Below are 19,408 nucleotides of genomic sequence, written 5' to 3' on the forward strand. Positions count from 1 at the left end.
GGCGGGGATCATGTGCTGCGGGCTACCTAGGAGGCCATGACGCTGAACCTACGCAGCATGAGCAGTGCGATTCCGCCCAACAAGATGGCGAGTGCCGGGTACACGGGCCACAGACCGGTGCCCGTGTACGCGAGCTGGGCTGGTTCGGCTTGGCTCGGCAGCACCAAGGATCCGGGGTAGACCGGCCGCAGTCCGGATCCTGCATAAGTGAGCTTGGCCGGTGCGGCTGAGCCCACTGTGTGGACCTGACCGGCGGGAAGTACCTGGATTGCGGGTGTTCCTGGTGTTGCCGGAGTTCCCGGAGTTCCCGTGGTGTTCGTGGCTTCGGAATCCGCGGAAACGGCATTGCCAAGAACACCCACGGCGTTCCCCGAAACGTTCACCGGGACCGTGACCGGAACGGACACCTGAGCGTTGCCCAGGACATTGCCAACGACGCCAACCAACAGGCCACTCTTGGGTGCCGGCGAGTCGTGGTTGCTCGCTACCTGAGAAACGACGTTCTGGACGGCAGGAGCGATTTCCGGGGCTCCTGGACTTGACTGGTCTGCAGCACTTGCTGCGCCGACGCCGAGGGCAAGAAGCCCTCCGGCAAAGACCGCTGCACAGAGCGATCGACGAATAACGACATGCATGATATTCAACTCCTGAATAAGATTTTTTGGCCCTGTTTGCGAGTGCAAGCAAGGAAAAACCGTGGCTTTTCCCAAATGTCGGGAAGAGGCTCAACGGTTATCTAGCCAGGTGTTGATCCGGGGTTTGAGGGCATGGAGGCAGGCATGGGCCAGTCAGCATGACGGAGGGTTAGCCCCTGAACCGCGATACTGAAGTGCCCTGCGAAGTTTTCCTGTGCGGCTGAGGCGCCGCCCGGTCCGCCCGTGCCACCGGCACTGCTGCCGGAACCGGCAGCTGGGGCAGGACTTGATGTCACTGCAGGCGCACACGGTCCCACCGCGAGGGCATTGGGGTCCGAGTTGCAGGAGGCGTTTACACCGCTCCCAGAGGGAGAGGCAGGTACGGCCAACGCCCCGGCAGCACCTGCTGAACCGGGAAATCCTGGGTTGGATCCTGCTGCTAGGTACTTCGCCAGCGAACCAAGACTGCCAGCCTGAGACGGCGCATTCCCGGCACGGACGGATCCAAGGTGCCGGGCACCAGCGGAGGACGTGTCACCAACGTAGTGGCCCAGATTGTTTGAAGCTGAACCCACCCCGGCAGAGGCACCTGGACCGGTGGTCGTGTCAACGCCGTCGACTACGGGGACGGCTACCCCGCCCACGCCGTCAACTACGGGCTTCAAGGTTCCGGTGATCGGGTCGATGACGGGCGAAACAAGCTCCACTACCGGGGCCGTGGCCTTGTCAACGGTTGTCAATACCGGAGTCGCAACGGAGCCGACAATGTTGACCACGGGCGGCACCAGCGTGCTGGTGGCGTTTCGAACCGGAGCAAGGACCTGTCCAACAGCCGGTACCGCATTCACCGTGCTTTCCACACGGTCTGTCACCGCGGTGACGGGGGCAACCACCTGGGTTACGGTGTTGTTGGCGGTGATGTCCTTGACTGCGGGAACCTGTGCGACGGTCTTGTCGACCAAATCAACCACGGAGCTCAGAATGCCTGAAAGGAGGCCCTTGCCCTGGGCAGGTACCTGGCCCGATGATGTGGTCCCCGGGCTGGAGGGGTCCGATGACGCAAAGGCGCCGGATGATCCAAGAAAAAGAAACAAGGCGGCGAACAACGCCACTCCCAGAGCAATGCGCAGGGCGCACGACGGGGCGCTGTCAAGTCGCAATGACGTATCGTCACCACCCACAGCATTCACCCCCGTGAAAAAGAATTGCGAGACCGGTCCGTTACGGAGAGAGCAAACCCCCATCGGTTACGAACCCTAAATCCACACTAGGGCGCCCGGACCCGAACTTCCAGAGCTAGAACCAAATTTCTCCTTTTGCTCGGGGCCGGGCGCCCTGTGTACAAATACCTGGGAGAAGTCCCTAGCCAACAACCGTTACGCCGCGGGAAACGCTGACCATCTCCTCACGGGAGACCACCTTCACGCGCTCACGCGCCACCGGGCCGGCTTCCGTGGCTGCAGCGCCAAGAGCCTTTTCATGGGCATCGAGCTCGTTCCAGCCCTCCCAAGAGGTGAATTCCACGCCCTTGGCGTCGAGCAGGTCCACAATGGCCTCTGGCGCGGGCACGACGGCGGCGGGCAGCTGGGCGCGGTCGGCCAACAGGTGCGTGATGGTTTCCAGGGCGTCGCCCTTGGTGTGCCCGATCAGGCCCACGGGTCCCCGCTTGATCCAGCCCGTTGCATAGATGCCCGGCACCTGGGCGCCGTCAGCACCCACTACGCGTCCGCCGTCGTTCGTCACAACACCACGCTGGTGGTCAAATTCAACGTCGGGCAGTGCCGAGCCGAAGTAGCCGACAGAGCGGTAGACGGCCTGGACGGGGTAGTCGATGAACTCGCCGGTGCCGCGGGCGTTGCCGGTACCGTCGAGCTCGTTGCGCTCAAACTTGATGCCGGTGACCTTTCCATCAACCCCTGTGATCTCCACCGGGTTGTGCAGGAAGTGCAGGTGCAGGCGGCGGGAGGCGCCCGTGGCGGGGTTCGCGGCGTCGTCATCCTGCTCCACGAGCCAGTTGGTGAGCGTGTTGACCATGGTCTTGATCTGGTTGTTGGTCTTCACCGCGGCGTCGGAGGCCTCGTCGAAGTCGAAGTCCTCCTCGTAGAGAACAATGTCCACGTCGCGGGAGTGGCTGAGTTCGCGCAGCTCGAGAGGGGTGAACTTCACCTGTGCCGGGCCGCGGCGGCCGAAAATGTGCACGTCGGTGACGGGCGATTCCTTCAGCCCGGCGTAGACGTTCCCGGGAATTTCGGTGACGAGCATGTCATCGGCATGCTTGGAGAGCACGCGGGCCACATCCAGGGCCACGTTGCCGTTGCCGAGCACCGCGATTTCCTTGGCATTCAGGGGCCATTCGCGGGATACGTCGGGGTGGCCGTCATACCAAGAGACGAAGTCGGCGCCGCCGAAGGAGCCGTCCAGCTCGATCCCGGGGATGTTCAGGTCCGCATCTTTGATGGCTCCGGTGGCGAAGATGACGGCGTCGTAATGGGCCTGCAGTTCCTCAAGGGAGAGGTCAGTGCCGTAGTCCACGTTGCCGAAGAAGCGGATGTCCCCGCGGTCAAGGACCTTGTGGAGTGCGTTGACGATGCCCTTGATGCGGGGGTGATCGGGCGCCACGCCGTAGCGGATCAGGCCGTACGGAGCGGGGTAGCGGTCGAAGAGGTCGATGCTAACCACGAGTCCGTCGCGCACTTCATTGCTCTTGGTCAGGATGTCAGCGGCATAGACGCCTGCCGGGCCGGAGCCGATGATGGCCACCCGGAGGGGGCGTTCCTGGGTTCCGGGCGCTGCTGAAGTGTTCGATGACACGCTGGTGCTCATTTCTCTACGATTCAAGGGAGGGCTTATGTACAAGTTTAGGAGAGAGTGCTGAAAGTTTCCCGCGTGCCGTAATTGGCGGTTGCCAATTCCGCCGGGGCAAAGGGGCTGACACGCACCACGTCACCCACGACGACGACCGCAGGGTTGCGCACCTTGGCCGCCTGGGCGAGGCCTGCGATGGTGCCCAGGGTTCCCATGGTGACGCGCTGGTCCTTGGCGTAGCCGTTCTCGATGATGGCAACGGGACAGTCACTGCCGCGGCCTGCAGCCTCGAGGATGGGCATGGAGCGGTTCAAGGTTCCCACACCCATGAGCAGGACAACCGTGTGGTCGCTTCCGTGGGGAACATTTTCAAGTTCTTCGTGCCCGCTGATCATGGTGAAGGCCTTCGCAAGTCCGCGGTGCGTGACGGGGATTCCCGCTGCCGCAGGGACGCTGACGGCACTTGTGACGCCGGGGACGACCTCAACATCGACACCGTTTTCGCGGCAGGCAATGGCTTCCTCGCCGCCGCGGCCCAGGACGTATGGGTCCCCGCCCTTGAGCCTGACAACGCGGTTGCCGTTCAAGGCTTCCCTGACAAGGATCGCGTTGATTTCACTTTGCGAAACGGGGTGGTGGCCCGGGGTCTTGCCAACCTCGATGACCTTCACGTCTTCGCCGAGTGTTTCAAGGAGGCCGCGTGGGCCAAGCCTGTCGGCAACCACGACGTCGGCCTCGGCCAGGAGCCTGCGTCCGCGGACGGTGATGAGGTCCTCCGCCCCGGGGCCGCCGCCGACAAGTGCAACTTTCCCCAGCCGGGCCCCCTGTCCGGTGGATGCCGCTGGGCCGTTCGCGGTGCCGCGGTATCGGCGCAGGGGCAGTGTGCCGCTTTCAAGGGCGGCTGCAATGGCGTTGCGGATGGCCACGGCGCGCAGCGGGTCTCCCCCGGCGTTGACGGCAACCTTGATGTCCTCGACAGTTGCCACGGCCGGCGTCCATGCCGCCGACTCCTGAGCGTCTGAGTGGTTGACGCACCATATGCGGTTCGCTTCGGCGTCGGATGCAACGCGTGCGTCCTGCTCGGCGCTGCCGGTGGCAGCCGCGGCATACCAAGCATCAGCCATGTCGGCACTCTCGTAGCCGCGGGCGTGCCAGGTGAGCAGCCCGGCGTCGGCCAATTCCTTGGCCGGGGCGCTGAGCTCCGGGGCCACGAGCGTGACCCGGGCTCCGGTGTCCAGCAATGCCTTTGCCCGGCGGGCCGCAACAGTGCCGCCGCCGACCACGAGAACGGGGCGGCCGAGCAGCCGTAGCGAGGTTGGGTAAAGATCCACAATTGCCATGGTTTGACTTTAGGGAAGTGCAATATCCGGTAACAAGGAACGCGTTACACCAGTTCACGCGGCGTCACGGGAGGACACATTCGCGTGTCTTGGCCCGGTCGTCACACAAGGTGCCGCTCTCCACAGAATGCCCTCCGTGTTGGTATGTTCCTTCAGTAAGATCATCACTTTCGTGACCAAATAAAGGGGACATCCATGTCACAAGATTCATACAACCCGCCGCCGGCACCGCAGTACCAGCAGCCGGCTCCCGTTTTCACCCAGAACTCAGTTGAACAGATGCAAGGCACACAGCTCGCACAGACCTCGATGATCCTGGGCATTCTGTCCTTGTTCTTCGTCGGCATCATTCTTGGCCCGATCGCCATCTCCAAGGCCAAGAAGGCCGAACAGCTGCACACTGCCGCGACCGTCGGCAAGGTCACCGGCTGGATTGGCACCATCGCCAGCGCCATTGGCATCGTGGTCGCCATCATCATGATCATCACCCTGGCCAGCACCGCCGGTGCTGTAAGCCAGATGAACTACTAAGCAAATAAGTTCGCTGTCCGGGCTTTGGCCCGGACAAGTGGGGGTGTGGAAACGACAGTTTCCGCACCCCCACTTTTTTGTCAGCTGGGCCCACACACCCGAGGGACCCAAAGAACGGCTCGCTAGCGAGCCTCAACTGGGTGGGAGCTGGGCCCACGGCTGCGAGGGACCCGGCCCGAGCTTGCGAGGGGTGGGAGCAGCCGGGGACTAGCGTGTGCTGCCGGCGAGCAGCCCGCGTCCGCGCAGCAGCCGCTTTTCCACCGGGGCGAAGGCGAGCAGTTCCACGGCGATGCCAACGAACAAGATGATCAGGATTGCCGACATCACGATGCCCATGTCGGAGAGCTGCCGTCCCTGTTCCAGCAGTGAGCCCAGGCCGAAGCCAAGGCTTCCGCCCATGGCAATGATCTCGGCAGCCATGAGGGACCGCCACGAGAATGCCCAGCCCTGCTTGAGCCCGCCCACATAGCCGGGAAGTGCCGCAGGAAGCACCACGTTCACGGCCATCTGCCAGCGGGATGCGCCAAGGATCTGCCCCACGCGGCGGTACTGCGGCGGGATCTGGTCCACGCCAGCGATGAGCCCGTTAATGACGGACGGGATGGCTCCCATGAACATAACGAAGTAGACGGTGGCGTCTGTTAGCCCGAACCAGATGATGGCGGCCGGGACCCATGCCACCGACGGCAGGACCTGCAGCCCCGAAATTAACGGCCCGAAGGCGCGGCGCAGCAGGCGTACCTGGGACAGCAGCAAACCGATCGGGGTCGCGACCACAATGCTGATCGTGAAGCCCATGATGCCGCGCTGCAGCGAGGTCCAGACAGCCTCCTGTGCGGTGCCTTCCTGCCACAGCGTGCCGAGCGAGCCGAGCACATCAAGCGGTCCGGGCACCAGGTCGCGGCGGCGCAGTCCCAGAGAAACATAAAACTGCCAGGCGAGCAGCAGCACAATGAAGGCGGCCAACGGCAGGAGCACCCTGGACCAGTCGATCCCCCGGCGCTGGACGTCCTCTGATTGCAGCGAATCAAGACCCGCCTCGAGCGAGCGCATTTCCTCTTCAGTGCCGCTTTTGATCATCGGTGACGTTACTGTTTCAGGCATGTCGGCGGATCTCCTCGCGCAATCGGGCGGTGATGTCGCCGGTGAGTTGTCCGGCGGCGCCGGCGTTGGTCCTGTGCTCCTCGGAAACCTGCCATTCGGCCACCACTCGCCCGGGCCGTGAGGAGAGCAGCAGCACCCGCTGCCCCAGCCTGACGGCCTCGCGGACGTTGTGGGTGACAAAAATGATGGTCCGGCCGGTCTCTTTCCACACCCGTTCGAGCTCGTTGTGCAGCAGGTCGCGGGTGATGGCGTCGAGGGCGGCAAACGGCTCATCCATGAGCAGCAGCGGCCTGTCCTGCGCCAGCGCCCTAGCCAGTGCCACGCGTTGGCGCATGCCGCCGGAGAGTTCGTGCGGGCGCTTGTCCAGGGAGTGACCCAGGTTCACCAGCTCAAGAAGTTCGACGGCGCGCACCCTGCGATCGGCACTGCTCACACCGCGCAGCTTCAACGCCAGTTCGACGTTGCCGCGCGCGCTGAGCCACGGGAACAGGGAGGAATCCTGGAACATGAACGCGGCGCCATCCTCGGGCACCTCCAGCGCCCCGGTGGTGGGCACGTCCAGCCCGGAGATAATGTTCAGCAGGGTCGACTTGCCACAGCCGGAGGCGCCCAAAAGCGCCACGAACTCACCCTGGTTGACGGTTGCGTTGATGTCCTCCAGCACGGGAGCACCCTCGCCAAAGCGCTTGCCGAGGCTTTCAAGGACGACGGCGGGTGCCCGGCCTTCGCCGTCGCCCCCCGTTGCGCCGTGCGCCCCGGCGGCGGCGTTGGCAATCAGCAGTTCAGTCATTGTGCACCCAATCCTGCTGCGCTGACGGGATATCCGCCGGCAGTCTTTAGTACCTTGTTCAGCAATGTCCGGTCGAAAAGCCCGTTGAGGTCTGCCGGTTTGGGGACGCCAACGCTGACTCCGTGGTCGAGCAGTGTGGGGAAGGTTCCCGCCAGCGGGTCCGAGGTGAATTTCAATTCGGACATGGACCTGGCAATCACGTTCCCTTCCAGCGGTTTCCCAATGGCAACGGTGAGCGCGTCGTTGATGACCTTCCCTGCCTCATCCGGGTGCCCGTCAGGCCACTTGACGGACTCCACATGTCCGGCCTGGAGCACCATGCGCGAGGTCCATGGCTCGGCGACCCAGGCGTCGTCGATCTTCCCGTCCCGGAAGAGTCGCCGGGTCTGGGCGTTGGTTGTGGGCGTGACATTCATCTCGTCACCGCCGCTTTGTACAAATGAGATCAGGGCCGGGTTGGGGCCAAGGTAGCCCAGCTTCAGGACCTCTGCACGTGAGGTTGCCGGGGACTCCTGTCCGGCGTCCTTCGAATTCGCGCCGGCCACGGCCGCACCCGCCCCGATTAGGACGACCAAGGCGGCAACCACCATCATCTCCAGGCCGCGGAACGTGCGCCGGGGCTTTGCCCCTGCCATAACACGCCTGTGTTCCAGGGGCGGATGGCTTTCCGGCGCCTCAGGCGTCTGCGTCCCGGTGGGGTATCCCTGTGTGCTCATTCCTAAACGGTAGGGAATGCCCGTGCACCTGTTCAACGAACGGGACACCCGGGGTCATAGGGGTTCACGCGGCGTCACAAACATTGGACGCAGGTGATCAGATGCCAAGGGGCCACCCGGATTCCAGCATCCTGGCAGCCCCTTGGCTCAGGCCCTGGGAGGCCGACGTCGTCCGTTCCTGGGATCAGTCCAGCCCGCCGGCGGATATCTTCGGCTTGCCGGCCTTGAGGAGAATCCCGTTCAGCGGCTTCAGGTCAAAGATGCCTGACAGGTCGGCCTGCTTCCCCACTCCTGCCGTGACACCGTTTTGCAGCAACTTGGGGAAGGTGGCGGCCAGGGGGTCTGCCGTGAACGTCAGCTCCGACAACGACCTGTCGATGACGTCAGCCGGCAGCGCCTTGCCCGCCGCCGATTTCAAGGCGGCGTTGACGGCAGTTGCCGCATCCTTCGGATGCGTATTGAGCCAGTCGATGGCCTCGGTGTTGCCAGCCAGCAGGGCATCGACGGTTTGCGGGTGCTGTTCAAGGAACTTCTGGCTGACGATCAGGATGGTCGTGGCGAACTGGCCCTTCTCCCACAGCTCGGCCTCGTTGACGAGGACTTTCGCCCCGGCTTGGAGCACCAGGCGTGAGGCCCACGGCTCGGGCAGCCAGGCGCCGTCGAGCTTTCCTTCCTGGAACAGTTTCAGTGTGCTGGCATTGTCAGTGGGGTTGATCGTGACGTCGCCGCCGCCGCTTGGCGTGGTGGAGAGTCCCTCGCCGGCCAGCCACGAGCGCAGTGCTACGTCCTGCGTGCCGCCCAATTGAGGGGTGGCCAGGACTTTTCCGCGCAGTTGCTGTGCCGAGGTGATGGACGTTTTCACCACCAGCTGCGCGCCGCCGCTGGTGGCTCCGGCGATGATGCGGATGGATTCGCCGCCGCTCTTGGCGTAGGAGTTGATGGCGGGGCTGGGGCCCAGATAGGCGGCGTCGATGGCTCCGGCGTTCAGGGCCTCAATGGCTGACGGTCCCGCGTTGAAGACCTGTGTTTTCAGCACAGTGCTGCCCAGGCGTTTGGCCAGGATGCCGTCATTGACGCCGATCAGGGCTGGGGCGTGGGTGACGTTGGCGAAGTATCCGAGTCGCAGCTCGGCGGCGGGGCCGGACGCAGCCTGCCGGTTCTTGGCGTTTTCGTTGTTGCCGCTGTTTACTGCGGCAACGGCCGCACCTGCTCCGATCAGGGCGACGAGTGCCGTTACGGCAACTATTTCAATGCCGCGGATCTTGCGCCGGGTTTTCTGGCCGGCGACAACGCGGACGGTCTTCAGCTTGTTGCCGGAACCGTTTTTCGCCGTGTCCTGCTGTTCTTTTTGTTGTTCAAGCGATTGCTTGGGGGTGTGCTCAGGCATGGTGGGTCCTTGGGATGAAGGGGTGGCGGGCTCAGTGGTGGAGCCGGCAACATCGCGGCGAAAACCGTGCCTGGCGGGGGGAGACGGCCGCCATCCGGGCGGTCCCTTCCGTGCCGGCCATGCTGGCGCCGGCCGGTGTTGCTGCTGTGGCGAATCTCGTCATGGAACAAGGCTAGGGACAGGCGGGGAGCCGGTTCAACGGTTTCGACGCCCTGGGTCATGGGAGTTCATGAGACGTCACAAACCGCGTCCGACTGGTCATTGTCCGCTTGCTGGGCCCGTCACTTCGGCATCCGGGCGCCCGCCCGCCGACCGCCGGTAGTTGCTGGGCGTGAAGCCAAGAAACCGCTGGAAGTCGTTGGCAAGGTGCGCCTGGTCCGCGTACCCGGACTCGGCTGCGACGGCCGCCAGCTCAAGCTCGGGGTGGGTCCTGGCACGGTCTGCGGCTTCCTGCAGCCGGCGCCTCCGGATCAGCGCCGAGGGGCTCAGCCCCACATACTTCCTGGCCAGGCGTTGCAGGGTCCTGGTGGACACCGACATCCGTTCCGCAACGTCCTCGATGCGAACCAGCCCGGGGTTGCCGGCAATTTCATCGGCCATGGCGTTGGCCAGCCGGGCTTCGGCCGTGACCTCGGGGATCTGTTCAGCCAGCCACGCGGCAAACGCGGCAACCGCACGTTCCCGGCGTCGCTCCGGAGTGGTGCCGTCCATGGCATGGACGACGGCGGCCAGCAGCCCGGGTGCCCCAAGCACCAGTTTTGTGTCCCGCAGCTCCCCCGGGTTGCCGGTAAAAAAGGGTATTGCCGCCGGCCTCAGCAATGCCCCCACGGCCCAGCCCCGGCCACTGAGGTCCTGCTGGGATATCCGTGTTGTGGGGCCGCTCAGCTCTACTGCGTCTCGCTGGACCACGAGGTTGCTGGCGGGAAATGCAAGCAGCTGCTGGCGTGAGGATCGCCCCGGCTCGATGTCCCATTCGGGAATCCAAAACCACGACACGAGGTTCTGCACTTCCGGTGGCGCAGGCAGGCGGTGGAAGGTTGGAAGATCGGCGGGATAAAGGATCCCCTTGAAGATACTGGACACAGGGCCATTCTAGGGTCGGGGTTGTCGCGAATATACAAGCCATTGCGGCCCGTGGTGCGTAGCGTTGCTTCCATGACCAATTCATCTGACCTTGAGAAGTCAACCGCCGCGCATGGCCAGTTCACCACGCACGGTATTCCGCATGGATTTACGAGCCTGACCCCGTTCCTGTCCATCCCCCGGGCGGCGGAAGCCATCGAGTTTTACCGCGACGTTTTTGGTGCCCGCGCTGTGGGGGTCACCGAGTTCGGCGGGGTTGTGGTCCATGCCGAGCTGGACTTCGGCCAGGGCCGCCTGCAGCTGGGCGAGCCAAACCCCACCTATCACCTCGTCCCGGCCCCCGACGGCGACGACGACTGTTACTCGATCGCGCTCTACTGTTCGGACGTTGATGCCGTGGTGGCCCGCGCCGTCGACGCGGGGGCGGTCATCAGGGAACCGATCGCCGGTTTCGTCTCTGGCGACCGCTTTGCCAGCATCAGGGACCCCTTTGGCGTTCGCTGGTCCGTCATGACCCGGGTTGAGGACCTATCGGAAAAGGAAAGCGCCGCACGAGTTGCCCAATGGGCGGCCACGCAGGCCTGATCAGCACCTAGTCGCCGTCCCTGTCGGTGCGGAGCCTGCGCAAGCGCGAACGCAGCTTGTGTTCACGGTTGGTGTCGCTGCCGACCTCCTTGGTGGCATCGACATAGGACTCACCCAGGGATTGCAGCAGCAGGTCATCGGCCACACGCACCTGTCCTGGCGAAAACCTGTACTGCATGATCTGGGCAACCCTGTCCGGATCCATCGAGCCGAACCAGTCCTCGGCCGCGCTGACGGTGTCAATGCCGTTGGCTGCAAGGATATGGACCATCCAGTCGTACTGGTTTTCCTTGCTGTTGCGGTACGCGGGGAACGCGCGGGCCAGCACACTTTGGAGGGTCCCGGCGTCGAGCCGCTTGGATTCCGGGGCGGCCTCGATGGTACCTTCGGCCTGCACACGCTTGAGGATGTCGCTGATGTTCACGAACTGCTGGTCGGCCAGTTCAATGAGGGTAGAGGCCATGGTGAAGGCCCGGCTGATTTCGGCATTGTCCCCGCTGGAGCCCTTGAAGCGGATGTCGTGTTCAAATTCGGCCCAGGCGTGCTGGAGAACCGTGCGGATTTGCACCTCAAAGCGTTGGCCGGTGTAATCCCTGCAGCCGGTGGGCGGGTTGATGGCCGGAACCTCAAGGGTCAGATGCCGGCCCGCGTAACCGATGCCGCCGTTTTTGCGCATCATGGCTGTTTTGTCTTCATCGTCGTGGCAGATGAATTGGCTGGACAAGGCGATCGCCACGGCGTCAATGTCCGATTCCACAAACAAGATGACCCTGACGCCGATCAGGTCATCGAGCCGTGCGAGGCCGCCGGGGTACTTCAGCTGGCCGTCCTGTCCGCGACGGGCCAATTTCTCGGCGGCAGATTCGGGCGTCTTGACCCGAAACTGCACGTCGTGGTGGTTCAGACCGTCATCGTGCAGCCTGCCGACAATGGTGTTCCTGATGGCCTGGGCTGCTTCGTTGAGGGCCCGCGCCTGAAACCGTGGTTCCTCCACTGCGACCCCCGCGTCCTGAACGGTCCAGCTTTCGATGGTGTCCCCCTGCCATTTCGGGCCCGGTAATGCACCCGGCCCTTTCTCAAATTCTCCCACCTTCGCCGAACTTGTCCAGCCCGGGTTGTGGCCTCTTGAAGAGGCGGACTGCTCGGCGGGGTTCGGTGAAATGCGGTTCGATCCGCCAGCCGAGACCCCGAACGAAAAAATGCGCCCACCCCCGGTTTTTGCGCCCGGTAGACGGGGCGCAAAAACGGGGGGCGGGCGCATAATTCGGCAAAGAACGCCGGCTTAGATGCTGTAGCGCTCGTCCTCGTGGTCGCCGGGGTGGTCCTTGACCAGTCCGGCAGCCAGAGTGTTGCCGTCCTGCTGGTCGATCACCAGGAATGCTCCCGTACGGCGGTGCAACGCATATGTCTCAATCGGCAGCGGCGAGGACAGACGGATCTGGGCCGTGCCGATGTCGTTCAATTCCAGGTTCGACACGGCCTCGTAGTCAAACGTGTCAAGGTCGAGCTTGCCGGTGACGGCGCGGATCAGGCCCTGAACCGTCTTGCTTCCGTGCTTGATCAGGACCTTTGAACCCTCGCGCAGCGGCTTGGTGGAGAGCCAGCACAGCTCCGCGTATACATCCTGGCTGACCTCGCCAAAGGTGCCGGTGGCGGCGATGACGTCGCCCCGGGAAATGTCGATCTCCTCGCTCAGGCGCAGCGAGACTGACTGCGGGGCCACCGCGCGCTCCAACGAGCGTCCGGCGAAGTCGATGCCCACAACCGTAGCGGTCCGGCCAGACGGCAAAACAGTGATCGATTCCCCCACCGAGACGCCGCCCGAGGCGACCTGGCCGGCGTAGGCGCGGTAATCACGGAAGGAGGCTCCGGCGTCGTCCGCAAGGGCCAGCTCCGGGGCGAGGGCACCCTGGGGACGAACCACCAGCTGAACGGGGAAGCGGAAAGGCTCGAGCCCGCGCTCCAGCTCATCCGTGGTGGGCAGAGTTTCCAGGATGTCCAGCAGGCTCGGCCCGGTGTACCAGGGCGTGTGGGTGGAGCGGTCCACCACGTTGTCGCCCTCGAGCGCGGAAACGGGGACCACGACGACGTCGTTCAGGCCAATATCGGCCGCCACTGACTGCAGGTCCGCCTCGATGGCGCGGTAAACATCCTCGCTGAAGTCCACGAGGTCGATCTTGTTCACGGCCACCAGGACGTTGGGCACACGCAGCAGGCGCAGCACGGACAGGTGCCGGCGGGTCTGTTCAAGGACGCCCTTGCGGGCATCGATGAGCACGACGACGGCATCCGCGGTTGACGCGCCAGTCACCGTGTTCTTCGTGTACTGCACGTGGCCGGGGCAGTCGGCGAGGATGAAGCTGCGGCGGTCGGTGGCGAAGTACCTGTAGGCGACATCGATCGTGATGCCCTGCTCACGCTCGGCACGCAGGCCGTCTGTCAGCAGGGCTAGGTCGATCTTCTGGGCGCTGCCGTTCTCGCCGCCGAAGCCGCGGGCCTCGGAGGTGCGGGTCACGGCGTCGAGGGTGTCGGCGAGAATGGCCTTGGAATCGTGAAGGAGCCGGCCAACCAGGGTGGACTTGCCGTCATCGACGGAGCCTGCTGTGGCAAAGCGGAACAGTGTTGCCTGCGCGAGGGGAGCTTCGGTGTTGGTGCTCATTAGAAGTAGCCGTCTTTCTTGCGGTCTTCCATGGCTGCCTCGGAGATGCGGTCATCGGCCCGCGTGGCGCCACGTTCGGTCAGGGTTGAGGCGGCAACTTCGCGCACCACGTCGTGGACTGTGGTTGCGTTGGAGAGCACGGCACCTGTGCAGGACATGTCCCCCACCGTCCGGTAGCGGACCTGCTTGATGAGAACTTCCTCACCGGGGCGCGGCGGGGAGACCTCGCCGACGGCACGCCACATGCCCTCGCGCTCATAGACCTCGCGGTCATGGGCGTAGTACAGGCCCGGCAGCTCGATGTTCTCGCGGGCAATGTAGCGCCAGATGTCCAGCTCGGTCCAGTTGCTGATGGGGAACGCCCGCACGTGCTGGCCAACCGTGTGGCGGCCGTTGTACAGGTTCCACAGCTCGGGGCGCTGGTTGCGCGGGTCCCACTGGCCAAATTCGTCGCGCAAGGACAGGATGCGCTCCTTGGCGCGGGCCTTGTCCTCGTCGCGGCGGCCACCGCCAAACACGGCGTCGAACTTGTTCTTCGCGATGGCGTCAAGCAGCGGCACGGTCTGCAACGGGTTGCGGGTGCCGTCGGCGCGCTCCGCCAACTCGCCGCTGTCGATGAATGCCTGCACGGAGCCCACCTCAAGGCGCAGGCCGAGGCGTTCAACCGTCCTGTCGCGGAAGTCAATGACCTCGGGGAAGTTGTGGCCGGTGTCCACGTGCAGCACGGGGAACGGGACCTTCCCGGGCCAGAACGCCTTCGTGGCAAGGTGCAGCATGACCACTGAATCCTTGCCGCCGGAGAACAGCAGCGCTGGGCGCTCGAACTCTGCGACCACTTCACGGATGATGTGGATGGCCTCGGATTCAAGCAGGTCAAGGGAGTTCAGGGTCCCGACATGCTCTTCCAGCGGGGCTTCTGTAATTTGGGTGCTCATACGTGTAGTCCACATTCTGTCTTGGAGGTTCCGGCCCAGCGGCCGGACCTGGGGTCGGCGCCGGGGGCCACTTTCTTGGTACAGGGCGCGCAGCCGATGGATGGGTAGCCCTGGCTGAGCAAAGGATTCACTGGAAGCAGGTTGTCATCCGAGTAGCTGATGATTTCCTCATACGTCCAGGTGGCGACGGGGTTGACCTTGACCAGGCCGTTCTTCTCGTCCCACACCACCAGGGGCGTGTTGGTTCGGGTGGGTGCCTCGTCGCGGCGCACCCCGGTGAACCACAGCTCGTATCCTTTGAGGGCTCGGCTCAGCGGTTCAACCTTCCGCAACGCGCAGCATTGGGCAGGGTCGCGGGCAAAAAGGTCCTTGCCCAGCAACGAATCCTGCTGCGCGACGGTGTTGACGGGTTGCACGTCAACGACGTTGACCCGCAGGTTTTCGGCCACCGCGTTGCGCGTCTCGTAGGTTTGCGGGAAGTGGTAACCGGTATCTAGGAACAGTACGTCGACGCCGGGCAGCTGGTCGGCGACGAGGGCCGGCAGGACGGCGTCTGCCATGGAACAAGCGACGGCGGCCGCATCCGTCGCGAAGTTGCGCGACACCCAGGCGATGACGTTGTGGGCTGGCGCGTCCCAGGCCAGCTCGGCCGCGCCAGCGGCGGCAATCGCCTGAAGCTCGGCGTGGGAACGAAAAGTGGTTGTCATTTCAGCAACTCCTCATCAACCCTGTGCGCGAATTCGGCGAAGGTCTCCCCCTCGGTGCGGGAACCAACATATTGGCGGACCACACGCTCAACATAGTCCGGCAAGTCCTCGGCCGTGACCTTGAGCCCTCGAATGGTGCGGCCAAGACCTGCCTCGACACGGTTGTCGGTGGCCAGCCCGCCGCCCAGGTGTACCTGAAAGCCGGGGGCCGTGCCGCCGTCGTCCGTGGGAAGCATCATGCCCTTCAGCCCGATGTCCGCTGTCTGGATGCGGGCGCAGGAGTTGGGGCAGCCGTTGATGTTCAGGGCGATCGGCTGCGCCAGGACGCCGGTGTCAACCAAATCCGCGAGGCGCGTTTCCAGTTCACTGATGGCCGTGGCCGCGGTGTCCTTGGTGTTCACGATGGCCAGCTTGCAGTACTCGATGCCCGTGCAGGCGATCGTGGAACGGCGAAACAGCGACGGCCGTGCCGACAGACCGAGCCCGTCAAGGACTGTGATGAGCGGCTCCACCTGCTCCTTCGGCACGTCGAGAATGACGAGCTTCTGGTGCGGGGTGGTGCGCAGGCGGAAGGAGCCGTGGGCCTCGAGGGCGTCGGCAACTGCCGTCAGCGTGGAGCCTGAAACGCGGCCCACAGTAGGGGTGACGCCGATGAAGAACTTGCCGTCCTTCTGCTCGTGCACGCCAATGTGGTCCCCGGGTGAGGTGGGCTTCGGCGCCGGGTCGCCGTCGGGCAACTTGTGGCCCAGGTACTCGTCCTCAAGGATCGCCCGGAACTTGGCGGTGCCCCAGTCGGCCAGCAGGAACTTCAATCTGGCCTTGGTGCGCATGCGCCGGTAGCCGTAGTCGCGGAAGATGCTCGTGACGCCGAGCCAGACTTCGGCGGCAACCTCGGGTGCGACAAACACGCCGAGGCGTTCGGCCAGGCGCGGGTTGGTGGACAGCCCGCCACCTACCCAGAGATCGTAGCCGGCGCCCAATTCGGGATGGATGACGCCAACCAGGGCGAAGTCGTTGATCTCGTGCACCACGTCCTGCGACGGATGGCCCGTAATGGCCGTCTTGAACTTGCGCGGCAGGTTGGCCAGCTCCGGATCGCCGATGAAACGGGCGCTGACCTCCTGGATCAAGGGTGTGGGATCGATGATCTCGTCCTTGGCAATGCCGGCAACCGGGGAGCCAAGGATCACGCGTGGCACATCGCCGCAGGCCTCGGTGGTTGACAGGCCCGCAGCCTCGAGACGGTTCCAGATCTCCGGTACGTCCTCAACGCGCACCCAGTGAAGCTGGACGTTCTGCCTGTCGGTCAGGTCCGCAGTATCGCGGCCAAAGTCGGTTGAAATCTGGCCGATGACACGCAGCTGTTCGGTGGTCAGGGCGCCGCCGTCGATGCGGACCCGCAGCATGAAGTACTTGTCCTCAAGTTCGTGCGGCTCAAGCGTGGCAGTCTTGCCGCCGTCGATCCCCTGCTTGCGCTGGGTGTACAGGCCCCACCAGCGGAAACGGCCGTGCAGATCCGTCTTCTCGATGCTGTCGAAGCCGCCCGCGGCGTAAATGGTCTCGATGCGTTCGCGCACGCTCAACCCGCCGTCCTCCTGCTTCCAGACCTCGTTCGCGTTCAGCGGGGCCGTGCCGTCAACTTTCCACTGCCCGTGCGGCTTGGCGGCCGGGCGGGGGCGTGCCGTGCGGACGGGTTTGGCGGCTGCCGCTGTGGACGCCGGCGCGGGTTCAGTGCCCGGGGCCTGCGCTCCGGCTAGAGCTGTCTGTGTCATGAAACGAGCGTAGGGTGCCGCCGCACACCGGCCAATCAGGATTGCAACGCTGGTTCACCTTGGGCAACATTTCGTCACACGCCCCATTTCGCGCCCGGGTATGCATGGGTTCTTCCCGGAGGAAGGCACGACGCCGGCCACCCGGGCGGGGCGGTCCGGCGTCGTGCGTGGTGGCCTTCTCAGCCGGCAAGGCCCGCCGAAACCGCCCTGTCAAAGTGTTCAAGCGCCAGCTCGGCCAGCAAGCGGGAAGGCAGCAGCGGCTCGGCGAGGAGGTCTGCCCCGGCCTGTGCAAGCTGGTCGTGGAAGTATCCGGGGGCCAGCAAATAGGAGGCGATCGCCACCCCGGCGGCACCACCGGCCCGCAGCTGTTCAACGGCCTCGGGCACCGACGGACGCGCGCTTGCCCCATAGGCGGCGAGCACAGGCTCCGGGCGGCGCACAGCCAGATCCGCCGCCAGCACCTCAATTTGTTCTGCAGCCTCGGGCCGGGAGGATCCTGCGGCGGCCAGCACGATGCCCCAATCGGGCGGCAGCTCGCCCAACCGTTCATCCAGCAGTTTCGCCAGCCGGGGATCCGGCCCCAACGGCGCCGCGGCAAGAGTGTTGGGTCGGGACGTGACGGCCTCTGCAATGTCCACCCGCACATGGAATCCGACTGTCAGCAGCAGCGGAACCACCACTGCCCGGACTCCATCTGGCAGCCCCGCAACGACGTCGGGCAGGGCGGGTTGCTGGACGTCGACATACGCTTCGAGAACCGAAAGGCCGGGCCTCAGGGCGGCGATGTCGGCGCGCAAGGCGTTGATGCGCGCCTGCCCCGCGGCGTTGCCGGTGCCGTGGGCGCAGGCAATCATGACCGTATCGTCCGTCATGTTCAGAGTCCTTTCGCAATGCATGTTTGCAGCCAATGTACGGCACGGCCGTGGCGGACCGGGCACCATTGTTTCCCCCAGAGACGTAGGTTCACGCGCCGCCGGGGACCTCGGCCTGCTGCCCCCTGGCCGCCGAGTTGCTGATTCCGATGGCGGAAACCACCCCGCCGATCAGGAACAGCAGGGCCGTGATAGCCATGACGCGCCTGAACGATCCATAGTCAAGCACGCCGCCGAGCATCACCCCGATCAGTGCCACGGCAATCAACCCGGCCACACGGGACACTGCATTGTTGATCGCCGATCCAATGCCGCTCTGCTCCTTGGGAACGGCCCCAAGAATGGCAGCCGTCAGGGGTGCCACTATCACCGACAGCCCCACGGCAAACACCAGTTGGCCGGGCAAAATCTGCCACCAAAAGTTGAACGGATGGGCCGCCGCCGTCATCATCCAATACCCCGCACCGGCCACCATTGGACCGGCCGCCATGAACAGGCGCGGCCCGTACTTCCCCGCAAGGGTGCCGAAGGGACCTGCAAGGAACAGCGAAATCACGGCCACGGGCATCGACGCGAGCCCCGCCTGCGCGGCGGTGAAGCCGGCGACCTCCTGCAGGAACAGGATCAGCACCAGCTGCCCCAGCGACAGTGCCGCGTAAATGAAGGTCGTGGCAATGTTGCCGACGCCAAAGTTGCGCAGCCTGAACAGGCCAAGCGGCATCATGGGAGCCGGGGTTTTGGCTTCCCACCACAAAAATGCCGCCAGCGAAGCTATCCCCACTCCAAACGGCAGGAACACGGCAGGGCTCCCCCACCCCAGCCTGTCCTGTTCAATCAAGGCAAACACCGTCCCTGCAAGCCCGACGGCGGCCAGCACCGCCCCTGCCGCATCGATCCGGCGCGCCCGACCCGCCGGCCCCGCCGCAGCAACGGCACCCGCTACCGGCAGCGCGAGCCCCTTTAGCAGCAGAAACGTTGCGGCGATGGGCAGGACGTTGATGGCGAAGATCAGCCTCCACGAGGCGAACTCGACAAGCAGCCCACCCACGATCGGACCGGCAAGAAACGCCAGCCCGGTCCAGGCCGTCCAGCGCCCGATCGCCTTGCCCTGGGCTGCGCCACTGAACGTGGAAGTGATCAGTGCCAGCGAGCTCGGCACCAGGAGCGCGGCCCCGGCGCCCTGCACCCCGCGCGCCACAATCAACAAAAGCGCCGTCGGGGCTAGCGCGCAGGAAAGGGACGCAAGCCCGAAGATGAGAAGTCCGGCGCGCAGGATCCGCACGCGGCCGAACATGTCCGAGAGTGAACCGGCGATCAGGATCAGCGAGCCGAGCGCCAGCAGGTAGGCATCAACCACCCACTGCGCCGTGGTGATGCCGCCGCCGAGCTCCCGGGTCATCGCCGGCAGTGCAACGGTGACGATCGCGCCGTCGAGAAACGCCACGAAGGAGGCCAGGATGGCCACCCACAGCACCCGCCGTTGCATC

Annotated in this window: 18 protein-coding genes; 2 read left to right on the plus strand and 16 right to left on the minus strand. The window is 64.7% G+C overall.

The annotated features are described in order from the left end of the window. Window positions 1-26: 26 nt before the first annotated feature. The 4 genes from AAGW05_RS06330 to cobA form a co-directional block, all read right to left on the minus strand. A complete protein-coding gene (locus AAGW05_RS06330; RefSeq protein WP_411803641.1) occupies window positions 27-635 on the minus strand; it encodes a hypothetical protein in 609 nt (202 codons plus the stop codon). A 101-nt stretch (window positions 636-736) separates the two neighbouring features. Continuing rightward, window positions 737-1,795, minus strand: coding sequence for a hypothetical protein (locus tag AAGW05_RS06335; RefSeq protein WP_411803642.1), 1,059 nt, complete (start codon window positions 1,793-1,795; stop codon window positions 737-739). Window positions 1,796-1,997: 202 nt separating this feature from the next. After that, the gene (locus AAGW05_RS06340) at window positions 1,998-3,458 is read right to left on the minus strand and encodes an FAD-dependent oxidoreductase (protein WP_411803643.1); all 1,461 of its coding nucleotides are present in this window, start codon (window positions 3,456-3,458) and stop codon (window positions 1,998-2,000) included. 35 nt (window positions 3,459-3,493) lie between these two features. Further along, window positions 3,494-4,780: a uroporphyrinogen-III C-methyltransferase gene (cobA, locus tag AAGW05_RS06345; RefSeq protein ID WP_411803644.1), complete on the minus strand. Its 1,287-nt coding sequence runs from the start codon at window positions 4,778-4,780 to the stop codon at window positions 3,494-3,496. Window positions 4,781-4,975: 195 nt separating this feature from the next. Between cobA and AAGW05_RS06350 the strand changes: the two genes are divergently transcribed. Beyond that, entirely contained in the window at window positions 4,976-5,311 is a 336-nt protein-coding gene (locus AAGW05_RS06350; RefSeq protein ID WP_411803645.1) for a hypothetical protein, read from the plus strand. A 207-nt stretch (window positions 5,312-5,518) separates the two neighbouring features. Here the strand turns inward: AAGW05_RS06350 and AAGW05_RS06355 are convergent, their stop codons facing one another. The 5 genes from AAGW05_RS06355 to AAGW05_RS06375 form a co-directional block, all read right to left on the minus strand. Then, complete coding sequence (locus AAGW05_RS06355; RefSeq protein WP_411803646.1) at window positions 5,519-6,415, minus strand: ABC transporter permease; 897 nt, start codon at window positions 6,413-6,415, stop codon at window positions 5,519-5,521. Beyond that, window positions 6,408-7,205: an ABC transporter ATP-binding protein gene (locus AAGW05_RS06360; protein ID WP_411803647.1), complete on the minus strand. Its 798-nt coding sequence runs from the start codon at window positions 7,203-7,205 to the stop codon at window positions 6,408-6,410. Before AAGW05_RS06360 ends, AAGW05_RS06355 begins: the two co-directional genes overlap by 8 nt. Then, window positions 7,202-7,921: a hypothetical protein gene (locus AAGW05_RS06365; RefSeq protein ID WP_411803648.1), complete on the minus strand. Its 720-nt coding sequence runs from the start codon at window positions 7,919-7,921 to the stop codon at window positions 7,202-7,204. Before AAGW05_RS06365 ends, AAGW05_RS06360 begins: the two co-directional genes overlap by 4 nt. Before the next feature lie 184 nt (window positions 7,922-8,105). Beyond that, entirely contained in the window at window positions 8,106-9,308 is a 1,203-nt protein-coding gene (locus AAGW05_RS06370; RefSeq protein WP_411803649.1) for an ABC transporter substrate-binding protein, read from the minus strand. Between the two features lie 258 nt (window positions 9,309-9,566). Then, on the minus strand, window positions 9,567-10,391 hold the full coding sequence (locus AAGW05_RS06375) for a helix-turn-helix domain-containing protein (RefSeq protein ID WP_411803650.1): 825 nt from the start codon (window positions 10,389-10,391) through the stop codon (window positions 9,567-9,569). Between the two features lie 72 nt (window positions 10,392-10,463). Between AAGW05_RS06375 and AAGW05_RS06380 the strand changes: the two genes are divergently transcribed. After that, window positions 10,464-10,976: a VOC family protein gene (locus AAGW05_RS06380; RefSeq protein ID WP_411803651.1), complete on the plus strand. Its 513-nt coding sequence runs from the start codon at window positions 10,464-10,466 to the stop codon at window positions 10,974-10,976. 7 nt (window positions 10,977-10,983) lie between these two features. On the opposite strand, the gene AAGW05_RS06385 is transcribed toward AAGW05_RS06380, so the two are convergent. The 7 genes from AAGW05_RS06385 to AAGW05_RS06415 all read right to left on the minus strand — a co-directional run bounded on the left by AAGW05_RS06385 (window position 10,984) and on the right by AAGW05_RS06415 (window position 19,407). Then, window positions 10,984-11,970, minus strand: coding sequence for a GTP pyrophosphokinase family protein (locus AAGW05_RS06385; protein ID WP_411803652.1), 987 nt, complete (start codon window positions 11,968-11,970; stop codon window positions 10,984-10,986). Between the two features lie 288 nt (window positions 11,971-12,258). Continuing rightward, on the minus strand, window positions 12,259-13,635 hold the full coding sequence (locus AAGW05_RS06390; RefSeq protein ID WP_411803653.1) for a sulfate adenylyltransferase subunit 1: 1,377 nt from the start codon (window positions 13,633-13,635) through the stop codon (window positions 12,259-12,261). Continuing rightward, the gene (gene cysD, locus AAGW05_RS06395; RefSeq protein WP_411803654.1) at window positions 13,635-14,570 is read right to left on the minus strand and encodes a sulfate adenylyltransferase subunit CysD; all 936 of its coding nucleotides are present in this window, start codon (window positions 14,568-14,570) and stop codon (window positions 13,635-13,637) included. Before cysD ends, AAGW05_RS06390 begins: the two co-directional genes overlap by 1 nt. Next, window positions 14,567-15,277, minus strand: a complete 711-nt coding sequence (locus AAGW05_RS06400; RefSeq protein WP_411803655.1) for a phosphoadenylyl-sulfate reductase — start codon at window positions 15,275-15,277, stop codon at window positions 14,567-14,569. Before AAGW05_RS06400 ends, cysD begins: the two co-directional genes overlap by 4 nt. Further along, window positions 15,274-17,049 (minus strand): nitrite/sulfite reductase, encoded by a 1,776-nt coding sequence (locus AAGW05_RS06405; protein ID WP_411803656.1) that lies wholly within the window; start codon window positions 17,047-17,049, stop codon window positions 15,274-15,276. Before AAGW05_RS06405 ends, AAGW05_RS06400 begins: the two co-directional genes overlap by 4 nt. Before the next feature lie 179 nt (window positions 17,050-17,228). Continuing rightward, complete coding sequence (locus AAGW05_RS06410) at window positions 17,229-17,921, minus strand: sirohydrochlorin chelatase (RefSeq protein WP_411803657.1); 693 nt, start codon at window positions 17,919-17,921, stop codon at window positions 17,229-17,231. 91 nt (window positions 17,922-18,012) lie between these two features. Next, window positions 18,013-19,407 carry an MFS transporter gene (locus AAGW05_RS06415; RefSeq protein ID WP_411803658.1) on the minus strand — a complete coding sequence of 465 codons (1,395 nt, stop codon included), beginning with the start codon at window positions 19,405-19,407 and terminating at the stop codon, window positions 18,013-18,015. Window position 19,408: the final 1 nt, after the last annotated feature.

The sequence above is a fragment of the Arthrobacter sp. LAPM80 genome (assembly GCF_046736435.1).
GTDB lineage: Bacteria > Actinomycetota > Actinomycetes > Actinomycetales > Micrococcaceae > Specibacter.

What these genes read in the sequence shown, in the direction of transcription:
- AAGW05_RS06330 (WP_411803641.1), bottom strand. Translation starts at nt 635, where the DNA reads ATGCATGTCGTTATTCGTCGATCGCTCTGTGCAGCGGTCTTTGCCGGA.
- AAGW05_RS06340 (WP_411803643.1), bottom strand. Translation starts at nt 3,458, where the DNA reads ATGAGCACCAGCGTGTCATCGAACACTTCAGCAGCGCCCGGAACCCAG.
- cobA (WP_411803644.1), bottom strand. Translation starts at nt 4,780, where the DNA reads ATGGCAATTGTGGATCTTTACCCAACCTCGCTACGGCTGCTCGGCCGC.
- AAGW05_RS06350 (WP_411803645.1), top strand. Translation starts at nt 4,976, where the DNA reads ATGTCACAAGATTCATACAACCCGCCGCCGGCACCGCAGTACCAGCAG.
- AAGW05_RS06355 (WP_411803646.1), bottom strand. Translation starts at nt 6,415, where the DNA reads ATGCCTGAAACAGTAACGTCACCGATGATCAAAAGCGGCACTGAAGAG.
- AAGW05_RS06360 (WP_411803647.1), bottom strand. Translation starts at nt 7,205, where the DNA reads ATGACTGAACTGCTGATTGCCAACGCCGCCGCCGGGGCGCACGGCGCA.
- AAGW05_RS06365 (WP_411803648.1), bottom strand. Translation starts at nt 7,921, where the DNA reads ATGAGCACACAGGGATACCCCACCGGGACGCAGACGCCTGAGGCGCCG.
- AAGW05_RS06370 (WP_411803649.1), bottom strand. Translation starts at nt 9,308, where the DNA reads ATGCCTGAGCACACCCCCAAGCAATCGCTTGAACAACAAAAAGAACAG.
- AAGW05_RS06380 (WP_411803651.1), top strand. Translation starts at nt 10,464, where the DNA reads ATGACCAATTCATCTGACCTTGAGAAGTCAACCGCCGCGCATGGCCAG.
- AAGW05_RS06390 (WP_411803653.1), bottom strand. Translation starts at nt 13,635, where the DNA reads ATGAGCACCAACACCGAAGCTCCCCTCGCGCAGGCAACACTGTTCCGC.
- cysD (WP_411803654.1), bottom strand. Translation starts at nt 14,570, where the DNA reads ATGAGCACCCAAATTACAGAAGCCCCGCTGGAAGAGCATGTCGGGACC.
- AAGW05_RS06400 (WP_411803655.1), bottom strand. Translation starts at nt 15,277, where the DNA reads ATGACAACCACTTTTCGTTCCCACGCCGAGCTTCAGGCGATTGCCGCC.
- AAGW05_RS06405 (WP_411803656.1), bottom strand. Translation starts at nt 17,049, where the DNA reads ATGACACAGACAGCTCTAGCCGGAGCGCAGGCCCCGGGCACTGAACCC.
- AAGW05_RS06410 (WP_411803657.1), bottom strand. Translation starts at nt 17,921, where the DNA reads ATGACGGACGATACGGTCATGATTGCCTGCGCCCACGGCACCGGCAAC.
- AAGW05_RS06415 (WP_411803658.1), bottom strand. Translation starts at nt 19,407, where the DNA reads ATGCAACGGCGGGTGCTGTGGGTGGCCATCCTGGCCTCCTTCGTGGCG.